The organism is Pseudomonadota bacterium, assembly GCA_039815145.1.
In the GTDB taxonomy this organism is placed as follows: Bacteria; Pseudomonadota; Gammaproteobacteria; order Steroidobacterales; family JBCBZW01; genus JBCBZW01.
In genome coordinates this window covers 166,790-180,327 of record JBCBZW010000002.1, presented here as the reverse complement: position 1 = coordinate 180,327, position 13,538 = coordinate 166,790, and the positions used below count along the sequence as shown (strand labels likewise).

Sequence of the window (13,538 nt, the reverse complement as noted above, 5' to 3'; positions counted from 1 at the left end):
TGGCAGCCACCATCGGCACGGATCAGGTGGCACAGCGCGTGCTGCCTCCGCCGCTCCTCGCGGGCGAGCAGGTGAAAGCTACCCTCGCCCGCCCTGACCACGACTTCGGCGTACCACCGATCGATGACGAGATCGCCCCAATCTGGGTGCTGGCCGCTGGTTGGGGGTCAGGCTCCACCCTGGTGCAGCGACTGCTCATGTCCAGCGGTAAGGCACTCATCTGGGGAGAGCCCTTGGACCGTGTCGTGCCCATCCCTCACCTGGCCGCACCGTTAGCTGGGTTGCAGAGCGATTGGCCACCGCCGGAGCACTTTCGCAACGCGACCTCCGTACGCGACCTTGCCGACGCGTGGGTCGCCAACCTGGTGCCGCCACTCAGCGCCCTGCGCGATGCGCAGCGCGCCTGGATGACCGCATGGCTGCAAGGGCCGACGCAGGCCCTGGACGATGCCGAGGCCGTCACCGCCTTCGGGCTGAAGGAAGTGCGCCTCTGCGCGGGGTACGGACAGTTCCTAAAGTGGCTGTTCCCCCGCTCCAAGATCGTCCTCGTGGTGCGGCACCCCTACGACTGCTGGCGCTCCTGCAAGGGAGTCGACTGGTACAGCGTGTGGCCACGCTATCGGGTGGCAAAGCGCCTGGCCTTCGCCCACCACTGGCGCCACCTCACGCGCAGCTTTTTGGCCGAAGCCGCGGCTCTCGGGGCCCTGCTGCTGCCCTATGAGTCGCTGAGCGATGGAGATTCAGGCTTGCGTCGACTCGAAGCCTACGCCGGGGTCGGCCCTCTGGACGACGCTGTCCTAGGCCAACGCATCGGTGCGCGATCGGATCGCAAGCCGGCGCTCGGCATCCTCGAGCGCAAGGTGATCGCCGCGGTGTGCGGGACCGAGATGCGGGCTCTGGGCTACGCCTTGTGAGCACCACCCCCTCGGCCCCAGGCACCGTGCTGCTTGTGCTCGATGCGCTACCCCTTCCCCTCACGGAGGGGGACCGCATGCGCAGCTACTACCTGGCTTGCGCGATCGCGCAAGCGGGGCGCTGCGTACTGGCGGCCACTGGCGGCACCGAGGCGCAGCGCGAGGCCTTGCTCCGTGACGGCCCCTTCGACGAGATCCTGATGCTGCCCCCTCGCCCCGAGCACGGTAACCGCCGCCGCCTGCTGCGACTGGACAACGGGCACTACCTGCGCTCGGGATGGCCTGCATGGTTCGCTTTGTGCACACAGGCCCTAGGGAATTTCATCGCTGAGCAGCACGTGACGACGGCGATCGCGGGCAAGCTCACCGTGGCGGAGCTGGTGGCAGAACTCGACGTGCCCCACCGCGTCCTCGATGACTTCGACTGCTACACCCTCACCTTGGAACGCGAATACGCACTGCATCGTGCCCGCATGTCCGTCGCCACCCGCGCAGCGCACTGGCTGGCGCGGCAGCGATACGCTCGTCAGGAATCGAGCTTGGCCCGGCGCTTCGACCTGGTCACCACGATCTCACCCGCAGATGGATCACGCCTGCGTGCCCTCGATCGAGACGCCCGGGTGGAGGTAGTCCCCAACGGCGTCAGCGACGCGTTCCTGGAGGTGGACACCGACACCCACGACGCCCCCACGGCAGGGGTGGCGTTCTGGGGTAACCTGGCCTTCGAGCCGAATCGCTCCGCCGTGCAGTGGTTCATCGACGAGATCTACGGCCCGCATTTGGCGGCAGCGGGCATTCCCTGCTACCTCGTGGGCGGCGGTGCCGATGCCTGGATCCGCGGGCTGCCCGAGCGCTTCGAGCGCGTAAGGGTGACCGGTTTCGTCGATGACCTCCCGGGGCTCGTGCGGCAAGTGCCCATCATGGTCAATCCGATGGTCAGTGGCAGCGGGCTGAAGAACAAGATGCTCGAGGCCATGGCGATGGGGCGCGCCGTGGTGTCCACCGCGATGGGGAGTGAGGCGCTGGAGGTCCGCCCAGACGAGCATTTCCTGCTCGCCGATCGGCCGCAGCAGTTCGCCCAGGCCATCCTCGATCTGCACGCTCGGCCGCAGGCGGCCCAAGCGATGGGTGCCCGGGCGCGAGAACTGGTCTCGACGCAGTACACTTGGCGCCGCGTGATGGCACGGTGGAGGCAGGTCTTAGCCTGCGTGGAAGCGGCATCGGGATGATCAGCACATTGCAACGCAAGGGCGTGTCCGCCGCGCGACTGGCGGACCGGGGCGCCCGCAAGCTCTTTTGGCAACTCACCCATCCGCGCCCGCCGGGGGCCGCGGCGCCGGTGTTTATCGTGGGCGCGCAACGTAGTGGCACGACGATGCTCGGGGACTGCCTCGCTCGCAGCAGCCAGGTGTCGTACTACCCCGAGCACGACCGCACCGCCTTCGACAACTTCGTCCTGCGCGAGGACGTGTGGCCAGCGCTCGTGGCACGCTGCCGCCTGCCAATCATCGCTTTCAAGCCGCTGACCTCCAGCCATCTCGCACGCGACATGCTCGCTCGCTATGCCAAGGGCCGGGTGATCTGGGCCCTGCGCCATCCCAGTGATCGCGCTCGCTCCGCTGTCGCCAAGTTCGGCCAGCAAAATCTCAAGCTATTGCAGCAACTGGCAGGCGGCGAACGACCGGATGTGTGGCAGACCCAGGGCCTCGAGCAGCGCCACTTCGACCTCATCGGCAAGATGCTCGCGAACCCCATCGATGCCGCCGGCGCGGCGGCCTTGTTCTGGTACCTGCGCAACGACCTCTTCTTCGCCCAAGCGCTGGATCGCGACGATCGCGCGCAAGTGGTCTGCTACGAGCGCTTGGTGAGCGCCCCAGCACAGCAGATGGAACACCTCTGCAATCATTTGGGTATCCCCTATCAGCCTCGTCTCTCCAACGACATCCACGCCCGATCGGTGCGCTGTGATTGGCCGACGGGCAGCCGTGGGGATCTGATCGAGTTGTGCGACGCGCTCTACGATCGTCTGGCCGCATTGAGCATTCCGTGTTCCTAGCCCCTCGATCCCGCGCGTCCTGGCTGTCTTTGCTGGCGCTGCTCACGAGTACCGTCGTCCAAGCGCAATCACCTGCCGTACCGTCGCTCAGTCAGGTGCAGGCCCGCCTCGACGTCATCGCCAACGACACGGGCTTGGCCGAAGACATACGCGGCGCGGCGACGGCGAACTACCGGGCTTCGCTCGAAAGGCTCGAGGCCGCCGAGGAGTCCCGCAACGCCCAACGCGCCCTTCAGCGCCAGGTCGATAGCGCCCAGGGCGAAGCGGCCCGACTGGAGGCCGAGCGGGAGGACGTACTGGCTCGCCTCGCCAGCCTGGAACGTCGCCTGCGTTCGGTCGACGCACAAGCCGCGTCCCTGCGACTCGCGACGCTCAGCGCGCAGCAGCTGGAGAAGCGCGACGCCAAGGACAAGCTCGAGCAACTCCTCGCCAGTCGCCTCACCCGTCCCCTGCAGCTGCGCGACGAACTCGCCGATATCACCGCCCGTGTGGAGCAGTTGAACGCCACCGTGTCGGGACTCGACGAGACCGCCGAGGAGCCGCAGCGCTCGGAGCACACCCTACTGCGCACTCGACTCGAGGCCGCTCGGGCTGAGCGGGAGTACGTGCAAAGCCAGCTGGCCACGCTGCAGCCTCGGTTGGACTTGGCGGAGGTGGAACTGCAGCTGCTGAACGCGGAACGGTCCCTCATCGATCGCGAGATCACCATCCTCGCCGCCAAGGTGGCGCAGGAGCGCGAGAGTGAGTCGGCCCAGGCCACGGACAGGGCTATCGATCTGCGTGTGCGTGCGCTGGCCTTGCCGGCGCCCTTGGATGAGGACACGGCCGACGTCGCGTCCCTCTTCGACGAGCTCTCCCGCACCCTAACGGCCACCCGCACCATTGCCGCCGAGGTAGGCGACATCTCGGCGCAGCGAGAGGCCCTGCAACAGGACTACGACGCGATCAAGTCGCGCGTTCAGGTGGCGGGGGCGCAGGTCAGCCTCGGGCAGTTGCTGCGCAACCAGCGCCTGCGCCTGCCCGATGAGCGAGAGCTGCAACGCGAGCTGGCCGACGTGCGCGAGCGCAGTGCCGAGTCCGGCTTGCGCAGCCTGGAGCTGGTGGACATGGCGCGCCAACAGGCCCTATGGACCGAGCTACTGGAAAGACACATCGCCGCCATCGATGCGGAGCGCCAGGCCGCCGCTCGCACCGAGCAGCAGGATGCCCCGGCAGAAGCGTCGGAGCAAACCTCGCCAGCGCCAGAGCCGGTCCAGAGCATCGCCGAGCTGCGTGACTTCGCCGAGTCGCTCACGCAGACCCGCGAAGAGGTGTTGGATCGACTCACGGACACCTACACCGAGTTCGTCACGCTGCTCGCCGATCGGGCCTTCGAGCAGCGCTCCATGCTGACCCTGGTTGGGGAGTATCAGACCTACCTGGACGATCGCCTGCTGTGGGTGCCGAGCGCGGAACCGATCAACCTCGACAGCCTCAGGCGAGTGCGGGAATCGGCCGCCTGGTTACTCTCCGGGCCGCATTGGGTGGCCGCTTTGGAGACCTTCGTCTTCGAAGTGATGCAACACGCCGAGTGGTACGCCATCGCCCTTCTCCTGACGCTGCTGGCAGTACGTCTACGCCCGGCACTACGCAACGCAATTCAGGCCATCGGCGCGCGCACGCGGAAGGTCAGAACCGACGGTTTCATGCTGACCCTCGAGGCCATGCTGCTCACCGTCTTGCTCTCCCTACTCCTACCGAGTTTGTTGGTCGCGCTGGGCTTGCGCGGTCGGGCGCTGCCCCTGCCGGAGCAAGTGCGCGCCCTGATGAGTGTGCTCGTCTTCAGTGGTGCCACGGTGGCCCTGGGCGCCTTCGTGCGCAACCTGTGCATGCCGCAGGGCGTCGCGCGACTGCACTTCCAGTGGTCGGAGACGCGCATTCGACTGCTGCCCCGCGTGTTCCTCCTGGTGCAGACGGTGTGGCTGCCCGTCTTCGCCCTGGCCAGGGTCGCTGGCCTGCAGGCGAATCAGGAGGTTCAGAGCAGCATTGGGCGGCTCGCCTTCGTGCTCGTATGCCTGGTACTCGCCTACCTCGTCTCGACGCTGCTCCATCCCCAGCGCGGTCTTCCCGCCAAAACCCTGGAGGAGCAACCGCAAGGCTGGGCAGCGCGCCTCGTGCGCCTGTGGTTTCCAGCTGCGGTGGGCGTAGCGCCTACGCTCGCCGTGGTGTCCTTGCTCGGCTACGAGTACGCCGCGACGCTCCTCCTTCGGTGCGTCGTCGAGACCGTGTTGCTGCTCCTAGGCGCCATGATTCTCTTCGACCTGCTGGAACGCTGGATACGCGTGACACGACGGCGCTTCCGCTACCAACAGCTCCTCGAGCGACGCAGTGCCAGCGCCGACACCTCGACCGACGCGCTGCCCTACTCGGCCGAGCGCGAAGGGGCCTACCAGGACCTCGACGTCATCGACATCGACGTCTTCGATGATCAGACCCGGCGCTTGATGCGCATCCTCGTGATCACCCTCACGATCTTCGGGGCTTGGTTCATCTGGTCCAAGGCCTTGCCCGTCCTCGGGCTGCTCGATCAGGTCTCGCTTTGGGGGGACGGCGCGATCACCCTGGAAGACACGGTGGTTGCCACCGTTCTGCTGTTCATCGTGCTCCTCGCAACCCGCAATCTACCTAGCCTGCTCGAGTTTGCCGTACTTCAGAACCTACCCCTGGATGCGGGGTCGCGCTACGCCATACGCACGGTGAGCCAATACCTAGTGATCGGCCTAGGTGTCCTCATCGTCAGTGCTCAGCTCGGCCTTGAATGGAGCAAGGTGCAGTGGCTGGTGGCCGCTCTCAGCGTCGGCCTCGGATTCGGTCTGCAAGAGATCTTCGCGAACTTCGTCTCCGGCCTCATCATCCTGCTGGAGCGACCGGTGCGGGTGGGCGACACGGTGACCGTTGGCGGTGTCTCGGGGACGGTCACCCGAATCCGCATCCGCGCCACCACCATCACCGACTGGGATAACAAGGAGGTCATCGTGCCCAACAAGACCTTCATCACGAGTCAGTTGACCAACTGGACCTTGTCCAACGAAGTCACGCGGGTGGTGGTGCCGGTCGGCATCGCCTACGGCTCCAACACCGAGCTCGCGATCCGCACGATGATGGACACGGCGCGCACCAATCCCCTCGTGCTCGCCGAACCGCCACCGCGGGTACTCTTCACGGGCTTGGGCGATAGCTCCCTGGACTTCGAGGTGTTCATCTACTGCCGGGCCCTCGGCGACCGCCTCGCCGCCCGGCATCAATTACTGCTCGACCTGGAGCAGGCGCTCGAACGCGCACAGATCACCGTGCCCTTCCCCCAGCGCGATCTGCATCTGCATTACCCGGGCGCAGCTTCGGATCCCGAACCGGATCCCGCCTGAGGCCTGTTCAACAGGCTGGCTAGAGCGACACCCCGAGCGACTGAAGCTGCTCCCGGTTACGCTCGACCGCGTCCTCATGAGCAGCACACATCGTCTGCGCCAACTCCTTGAGGGCCTCGGTCATCGGTGATGCGGGACGCCACACCAGGGCAAGCGTGCGGTACGGGGGCGGTGAAGCGATCGGTCGAATCGTCAGGCGGCCGCGGGCCACCTCCGTGGGGATCGCCAACGCTGGCAGCAAGGTGATGCCCGCGCCACTCGCCACCATCTGCACCAGCGTCGAGAGGCTCGTCGCGCGGAAGCCCAACTCCTCGACGCCGGCATGCTGGCAAAGCTGTAGGGTCTGATAGCGCAGACAGTGGCCGTCATCGAGCAGCAGGACTTGCTCTTCATCGAGGGCATCGAGGGTCACGGGCGCCTGACTCTCGGCGATCGTGTGATCCTCGGGGGCCGCCACATAGAAGTGATCTCGAGCCACCTCGGCGTGTTCCAACACGCCGATGTCCGCCTCCAGCGCCAGCAGGGCGGCATCCAGCTCACCACGGGCCAAGCGCTCCACCAGCGTCGGGGTCTTGTCCTCGATCCACCGTATCGTGAGCTGAGGGTGAGCGTGCGTAATCCTTGGCGCTGTGTCCGGCAGCATGTAGGGCGACACCGTGGGGATTACCCCGATGCGCAGCGTGCCGGCCAATGGATCTCCAAGGCGTTGCGCCGCCTCCAGCAGGTCATCCGCCTCCAGCAGCACCCGGCGAGCGCGCCGAATCAGCTCTTCCCCCGCGGTGGTGGGCAACACCTGTCGTCGGCTGCGCTCGAAGACCTTAACGCCCAACGCTTCCTCGAGCTGAGCCAACTGCGCACTCAGGGATGGCTGCGACACGTGGCAAAGCTCGGCAGCTCGACGAAAGTTGCGCATCTCATCAACCGCCACCACGTACTGCAGCTGGCGCAGACTGAGGGCGTGGGGCGACAGCTTCACGAAGAGACTCGTGCTGACCTGACCAACAGGGCCTCAGTCCTCGTGGGACAGGGTGCTGATGTACTGGCGGAAGTCTGCGCCTAAGGTCGGGTGATTGAGGCCGTATTCCACCGAGGCCTTCAGGTACCCGAGCTTGCTGCCGCAATCGTACCGTGTGCCCTCGAACTCGTAGGCGAACACGTGCTGCTCTTCCAGCAGCGCACCGATCGCATCCGTCAGCTGGATCTCGCCACCGGTGCCCTGATTGGTGCGGCCGATGAGTTCGAAGATACGCGGCGTCAGAATATAGCGGCCGACCACCGCCAGATTCGACGGCGCATCCTCGGGTTTCGGCTTCTCCACGATCGCCTGGACCTTACCGACCCGCTCACCCGCCGGTTCCACGGCAACCACGCCGTACTTCTCCGTCTGGTCGCGAGGCACCGTTTGCACGCCGAGGACACTCCCACCGCGCTGGCCGAAGACTTCCCCCATCTGACTCAGGCAGGGCACCTGACTGTTGATGAGATCGTCGGCCAGGTGCACGGCGAACGGCTCGTCGCCGACCACCGGTCGCGCGCACAGCACCGCGTGGCCGAGGCCCAAGGGCTCGCTTTGACGGATGTAGATGCACGTAACGTGTTTGGGCACGATCGCGCGCACCGACTCGAGCATCGCGAGCTTACCGGACGCCTCCAGAGAGCGCTCCAGTTCCGCGTTCGAGTCGAAGTGATCCTCGATCGCGCGCTTCGATGCGCCGGTCACGAAGACGAGCTTTTCGACCCCCGCGGCCAACGCCTCTTCCACCGCATACTGGATCAGCGGCTTGTCGACGATGGGCAACATCTCTTTGGGGCTCGCCTTGGTCGCAGGCAGAAACCGAGTTCCGCGGCCCGCTACCGGGAAAACCGCCGTTTTGACTTGCTTCAGCACAGGAATTCCGTCGCTTTGATAGCCTGTGCAAATGGTAGCACATCGCCACGGCGCCGGAGACCGGCTCGCCCCCTGCGACGCCCGCCGAGCGCCCTCGTACGACGTCGCCCTCCGGCCGGTGACGCCGCGCCACCGGCCGGTCCAACCTAACGATGCTAATTGCTGATGAATCCGCGAGGCGCAGGTTCCGCAACACTCGCCTCGGACAGCACCAGGCGCGGACGATTCCGTTGCAGCAGGCGTTCGCCGATGCCCTGCACAAGCACCAGATCCTCGATGCGTTGGAACGGTCCGTTCGCTTCCCGGTAGGCGACGATACGGGCGGCGGTAGCCTCACCGACACCAGACAGATGCTCAGCGAGCATCTGCGCCGACGCTTCGTTGATGTTGACGACCGCGTCCTCTGCGGCCAGGGCGCTTGCGGCCAGGCCGATGCCAGCACACCCCGTGAGCAGCGCGGCGCGTACCCAGGCCCAATGGCGATTCACTTGGTTTCGCATGATCAGATCACTCCAGTTACCTAACGAGCGAGATCATGCTATCGACCCACCGGGGGCGGGCGGCGTGAAGTATCTAGCCGATCATGCCAGTAAGGCGCACCGACGTGGTTCGGTCGCGTTCAGTCGAGGCCGGGCAGGCGCTTCGCCTCCTGAAGCTCCGTGCGCGCGTGGCGCAGGCGACGTTTGAGCAGGAACTGATCGGCCTTCGCCCGTGCCAGGACCACCGCCGCACTGAGCCAGCCCAAGGCCCACCCGAGGGCGACGGCCACGGCGAAGGCCAGGGAGATGGACACGGTGACCTTGGCGAACGCGATATCGAGTTCGATGGTGCCCTGATTGAGGTAGGAGAACACCGCCGACGCGGCAGCGGCAGCAATCAGCACCAGGGTCAGATAGATGGTGCGAATCATCGGTGGGTGCAGCCCAGGGCAGCGCTATGAACGATCGGGGCAGGCGCGCTAGGAGTGAATCTCGTTGTGGCGCCCGTCGTTGACCCGCTCCCGCAGGTCTTTACCTGGCTTGAAGTGTGGCACGTGCTTGCCGGCCAGGGCCACGGCCTCGCCAGTCTTCGGGTTGCGACCGGTGCGTGCCGGGCGGTAGTGCAGCGAGAAGCTGCCGAACCCGCGGATTTCGATACGCTCGCCATTCGCCAGCGCGTCGCTCATCAACTCGAGCAGGTGCTTTACCGCCAGCTCGACGTCTCGCGCTGGCAGGTGCTTCTGCTTGCGGGCGATCACTTCGATGAGTTCGGACTTCGTCATTCCTTCTACTCGCTGCGCACTGCGGGGCACAGATCCGCCGATCCGTGGGATCCGTGCGAACGGCGGCGCGCATCCCTAATGCGCGCCGCCCCGCACTACCTAGTTGTCGTCTTCGTCCTGCATCTGATCGCGCAGCAGGTCGCCAAGGCTGGTGCCCGTGGTGGAGGACGTCTCAGCGGCGTAGCTCTGTACCGCTTCGGTCTCCTCGTGCATTTCCTTAGCCTTGATCGACAGCGTGACCATGCGGCTGCGACGCTCGACACCGGTGAACTTCGCTTCCACTTCCTCGCCAACCTTCAGCACCGTGCGTGCGTCTTCGACGCGGTCACGGGAGAGCTCGGAAGCTCGAAGCTGGCCTTTGATGCCGTTCGTGAGGTCGATGACCGCGCCCTTGGCGTCCACTTCCTCAACGATTCCCTTAACGATGCTACCCCGAGGGAACTCGGCGATGTAAGAGGCAAACGGATCCCGGTCCAGCTGCTTCACACCGAGGGAGATACGCTCGCGCTCCGAATCGATGGCGAGCACAACGGCCTCCACTTCCTCGGCCTTCTTGTAGTTGCGAACGGCTTCCTCGCCACCGACGTCCCAGGACAAGTCGGACAGGTGGACCAGGCCGTCGATACCGCCGGGCAGGCCGACGAAGATACCGAAGTCCGTGATCGACTTGATCTGACCGATGACCTTGTCACCCTTCTGGTAGTTATCAGCGAACTCAGCCCAGGGGTTCTGCTTGCACTGCTTGATGCCAAGGGAGATGCGGCGACGCTCCTCGTCGATGTCGAGGACCATCACTTCCACATCGTCGCCCACATTGACGACCTTGGCGGGATTGACGTTCTTGTTGGTCCAGTCCATCTCGGAAACGTGGACCAGACCCTCGACGCCCTCTTCGATCTCCACGAAGCAGCCGTAATCGGCGATGTTCGTGACCTTGCCGAAGAGGCGAGTGTTGGGCGGGTAGCGACGCTCGATGGACTCCCAGGGGTCCGCACCGAGCTGCTTGATGCCGAGGGAGACGCGCTGACGCTCGCGATCGAACTTGAGCACCTTGACGGTGATCTCGTCACCGACCTGAACCACATCCGAGGGCTGCTTGACGCGCTTCCACGCCATGTCCGTGATGTGCAGCAGACCGTCGATGCCGCCGAGGTCGACGAAGGCGCCGTAGTCGGTGAGGTTCTTGACGATGCCCTTGAGCGTGAGGCCTTCCTGCAGGCTCTCGAGCAGCTGCTCGCGCTCAGCGCTGTACTCTTCTTCCACCACGGCACGACGGGAGACCACCACGTTGTTGCGGCGCGCGTCGAGCTTGATCACCTTGAACTCGAGGACCTTACCTTCGAGGTAGCTGGGATCGCGCACCGGGCGCACATCGACCAGCGAGCCGGGCAAGAACGCACGCACGTTCTCGATCTCGACCGTGAAGCCACCCTTCACGCGGCCGTTGATGATGCCCTGCACGATCTCGTTCTTCTCGAAGGATTCTTCGAGCTGACGCCAGGTGCGGGCACGCTTGGCCTTCTCGCGCGACAGGCGCGTTTCGCCGAAGCCGTCCTCAACGGTGTCCAGCGCCACTTCGACGATATCGCCGATGGCAACTTCCAGCTCACCGCGTTCGTTGTGGAACTGACTGGCGGGAATGACCGCCTCAGATTTCAGTCCCGCGTTGACAACAACCATGTCCGGGCTGATGTCCACGACGGTGGCTTCCAGGATGGTGCCAGGCTTGATCCGTTGGCTGGCCAGGCTTTCTTCAAAGAGTTCCGCGAAACTTTCAGTCATCATCTAGTGTTAAGCCAAACGGGAACTTGTGCCCCCGCGTCCTCGGGTTGTGGGCAGACGCTGGCAGAAAGTGCGCAGTCGCAGGCCCGTTGCTGAAATACGTGCGCCGCTGCACCCATCGGGGCAACGGCGTACGCGATGAAGTCGTACTGGATCGCTCAGTTCGAGGGGAGCGCTGACGGCAGCAGCATGAGCACCTGACGCCAGACGGTCTCGGCGCTCATCAACGTCGTGTCGATCTCGACCGCGTCTTCAGCGGGGATCAGAGGCGCTACTGAGCGCTCCCGATCGCGCTTATCCCGCGCGCTGATCTCCTCGAAAAGGGCGTGGATAGTAGCACTCACCCCTTTTTCTATCAACTGCTTATGCCGCCTTTCGGCGCGCACGCGGGCCGACGCAGTCAGGAATAACTTTAGCGTTGAATCGGGGAAGACGACCGTACCCATGTCTCGCCCGTCCGCCACCAGGCCGGGCGCACGGCGAAAACGCTGCTGCAGCGCAAACAAGGCGTCACGTACTTTCGGATGGGCGGCCACTTGCGAGGCCGCCGTGCCAGCCGCCTCGGTGCGAATTCGGTCGCCAATGGCCTCGCCGGCGAGGTGAGCTATCGCGGTGCCGTCGGTCCCAAGCTCGAAGCTGAGCGGCAAACCGCGCGCCAACGCTGCCAGGGCCACCGGATCATCCAGCGCAACCCCCCGCTGCACCGCAGCGTAACCGAGGGCACGGTAGATCGCCCCACTGTCCAGCAGATGCCACCCGAGATGCGACGACAGTCGGCACGCGAGGGTGCCTTTGCCCACCCCGCTGGGCCCATCGATCGTGATGACGGGTGCCACAGCAGGGCTGCTCTTGCGCTCTTGCGTGGACACGTCGGTTACGGCCTCAGGCACCCCGGTTGGCGACGCGCCAACCGCAGTGTTGGGCCAGGGTCAGGAAGTCCGGGAACGAGGTCGCCACGTTGGCCGTATCCCGAATGCGCACGACATCGGCTGCACGTTGACCTGCGACAGCGAACGCCATCGCAATACGATGATCGCCGAAACTGTCGACTTCTCCCCCATTCAGCGTCGATCGCCCTCGGATCCGCATACCGTCCGAAAGGAGTTCCAACTCCACACCGAGGCGCTGAAGGCCGTCCGCCATCGCCGCCAGGCGGTCGCTTTCCTTGACCCGCAGCTCCGCCGCTCCGGTGATCAGCGTCTCGCCCTCGGCCAGGGCGGCCGCGACGAACAACACTGGCAACTCGTCGATCGCCAACGGCACAAGGTGTTCTGGGATGCGCGCACCTCGAAGGCTGGCGCTGCGCACACGCAGGTCTGCGACCGGTTCACCGCCGACCAAGCGCTCATTCTCACGTGTGATATTCGCCCCGAGCAACGCCAACGCATCCAGGATCCCCGTGCGCGTTGGGTTCGTACCAACCCCTTCGAGCAGCAGGTCGCTCCGCGGGCACACGCTGGCGGCCACCAGAAAGAAGGCGGCCGAGGAGATGTCGGAAGGCACGGTAATCGACTGACCCTGCAGGGACTTCCCATCGAGCCCTTGCACCGAAGCCACCCCGTCCTTGCTGCGCACAACAGCACCGAAGGCGTGCAGCATGCGTTCCGTATGATCGCGGGTGATGGCGGGTTCGACGACGCTGGTCTCGCCGCTCGCGCGTAGGCCGGCGATCAGCACCGCCGATTTCACCTGGGCGCTGGCCATCGGCATTTCGTAGCGCAGCGCGCGGAGTGCGCCGGGCGCGTTGGCGCGAATGGTGACGGGCGGGCACCCGTCCTGGGTGTCGATATCGGCGCCCATTTGGCGCAAAGGACCGGCGACCCGCTCCATCGGCCGTTTCGATAGGGAGCTGTCGCCAACGAGGACGGACTCGAAGGGTCGCCCGACCAGCAGGCCGGCCATCAGACGCATGCCCGTCCCGGAGTTGCCGAGGTCCAAGGGCTCGGTCGTGCCACGCAAGGCGTCATCCCCCTGCCCCTGCACGATCAGGAGTTGGCCGTCATCGTGGACGCTGATGTCGGCGCCGAGCTGGCGCAGGGCCGCTTCGGTGGCGAGGCAGTCCTCACCGCGGAGCGCTCGGTGGATGCGGGTCTCACCTTCGGCGATCGCGCCGAACATCAGCGCGCGGTGGGTGATCGACTTGTCGCCCGGCACTCTCACCGCGCCCTGGAGGCAACCGCCGGGTTCGCTGACGAAGGTCGGGGCCGCAGTGCTACCAGCCGAGGCGCTCACG

General features: G+C 65.5%; 12 protein-coding genes. 4 read left to right on the top strand and 8 right to left on the bottom strand.

Annotated elements, in window-relative coordinates; all coding sequences use genetic code 11:
• From AAF184_01820 to AAF184_01805, 4 genes are all read left to right on the top strand, one after another.
• On the top strand, positions 1 to 914 hold a 914-nt coding region (locus AAF184_01820; protein ID MEO0421042.1), incomplete at its 5' end, for a sulfotransferase.
• Positions 911 to 2,143, top strand: coding sequence for a glycosyltransferase family 4 protein (locus tag AAF184_01815; protein ID MEO0421041.1), 1,233 nt, complete (start codon positions 911 to 913; stop codon positions 2,141 to 2,143). The genes AAF184_01820 and AAF184_01815, both read left to right, overlap by 4 nt.
• Positions 2,140 to 2,970 (top strand): sulfotransferase, encoded by an 831-nt coding sequence (locus AAF184_01810; GenBank protein ID MEO0421040.1) that lies wholly within the window; start codon positions 2,140 to 2,142, stop codon positions 2,968 to 2,970. The genes AAF184_01815 and AAF184_01810 overlap by 4 nt, the downstream gene beginning before the upstream one ends.
• Complete coding sequence (locus AAF184_01805) at positions 2,961 to 6,374, top strand: mechanosensitive ion channel domain-containing protein (GenBank protein MEO0421039.1); 3,414 nt, start codon at positions 2,961 to 2,963, stop codon at positions 6,372 to 6,374. The genes AAF184_01810 and AAF184_01805 overlap by 10 nt, the downstream gene beginning before the upstream one ends.
• Before the next feature lie 19 nt (positions 6,375 to 6,393).
• On the opposite strand, the gene AAF184_01800 is transcribed toward AAF184_01805, so the two are convergent.
• The 8 genes from AAF184_01800 to aroA all read right to left on the bottom strand — a co-directional run bounded on the left by AAF184_01800 (position 6,394) and on the right by aroA (position 13,537).
• Complete coding sequence (locus AAF184_01800) at positions 6,394 to 7,350, bottom strand: LysR substrate-binding domain-containing protein (protein MEO0421038.1); 957 nt, start codon at positions 7,348 to 7,350, stop codon at positions 6,394 to 6,396.
• A 33-nt stretch (positions 7,351 to 7,383) separates the two neighbouring features.
• Positions 7,384 to 8,262 carry a UTP--glucose-1-phosphate uridylyltransferase GalU gene (galU, locus tag AAF184_01795; protein MEO0421037.1) on the bottom strand — a complete coding sequence of 293 codons (879 nt, stop codon included), beginning with the start codon at positions 8,260 to 8,262 and terminating at the stop codon, positions 7,384 to 7,386.
• A 155-nt stretch (positions 8,263 to 8,417) separates the two neighbouring features.
• Complete coding sequence (locus AAF184_01790; GenBank protein ID MEO0421036.1) at positions 8,418 to 8,762, bottom strand: helix-hairpin-helix domain-containing protein; 345 nt, start codon at positions 8,760 to 8,762, stop codon at positions 8,418 to 8,420.
• A gap of 119 nt (positions 8,763 to 8,881) precedes the next feature.
• On the bottom strand, positions 8,882 to 9,172 hold the full coding sequence (locus tag AAF184_01785; protein MEO0421035.1) for a LapA family protein: 291 nt from the start codon (positions 9,170 to 9,172) through the stop codon (positions 8,882 to 8,884).
• Positions 9,173 to 9,220: 48 nt separating this feature from the next.
• The gene (gene ihfB, locus AAF184_01780) at positions 9,221 to 9,523 is read right to left on the bottom strand and encodes an integration host factor subunit beta (protein ID MEO0421034.1); all 303 of its coding nucleotides are present in this window, start codon (positions 9,521 to 9,523) and stop codon (positions 9,221 to 9,223) included.
• Positions 9,524 to 9,622: 99 nt separating this feature from the next.
• Positions 9,623 to 11,305 (bottom strand): 30S ribosomal protein S1, encoded by a 1,683-nt coding sequence (gene rpsA, locus AAF184_01775; protein ID MEO0421033.1) that lies wholly within the window; start codon positions 11,303 to 11,305, stop codon positions 9,623 to 9,625.
• A gap of 158 nt (positions 11,306 to 11,463) precedes the next feature.
• Positions 11,464 to 12,174 carry a (d)CMP kinase gene (gene cmk / locus AAF184_01770; GenBank protein ID MEO0421032.1) on the bottom strand — a complete coding sequence of 237 codons (711 nt, stop codon included), beginning with the start codon at positions 12,172 to 12,174 and terminating at the stop codon, positions 11,464 to 11,466.
• Between the two features lie 13 nt (positions 12,175 to 12,187).
• The gene (gene aroA, locus AAF184_01765) at positions 12,188 to 13,537 is read right to left on the bottom strand and encodes a 3-phosphoshikimate 1-carboxyvinyltransferase (protein MEO0421031.1); all 1,350 of its coding nucleotides are present in this window, start codon (positions 13,535 to 13,537) and stop codon (positions 12,188 to 12,190) included.
• Position 13,538 lies beyond the last annotated feature (1 nt).

Excerpts from the sequence above, each read along its gene's own strand:
- AAF184_01810 (MEO0421040.1), top strand. The coding sequence starts at position 2,140 with ATGATCAGCACATTGCAACGCAAGGGCGTGTCCGCCGCGCGACTGGCG.
- AAF184_01790 (MEO0421036.1), bottom strand. The coding sequence starts at position 8,762 with ATGCGAAACCAAGTGAATCGCCATTGGGCCTGGGTACGCGCCGCGCTG.
- AAF184_01785 (MEO0421035.1), bottom strand. The coding sequence starts at position 9,172 with ATGATTCGCACCATCTATCTGACCCTGGTGCTGATTGCTGCCGCTGCC.
- ihfB (MEO0421034.1), bottom strand. The coding sequence starts at position 9,523 with ATGACGAAGTCCGAACTCATCGAAGTGATCGCCCGCAAGCAGAAGCAC.
- rpsA (MEO0421033.1), bottom strand. The coding sequence starts at position 11,305 with ATGACTGAAAGTTTCGCGGAACTCTTTGAAGAAAGCCTGGCCAGCCAA.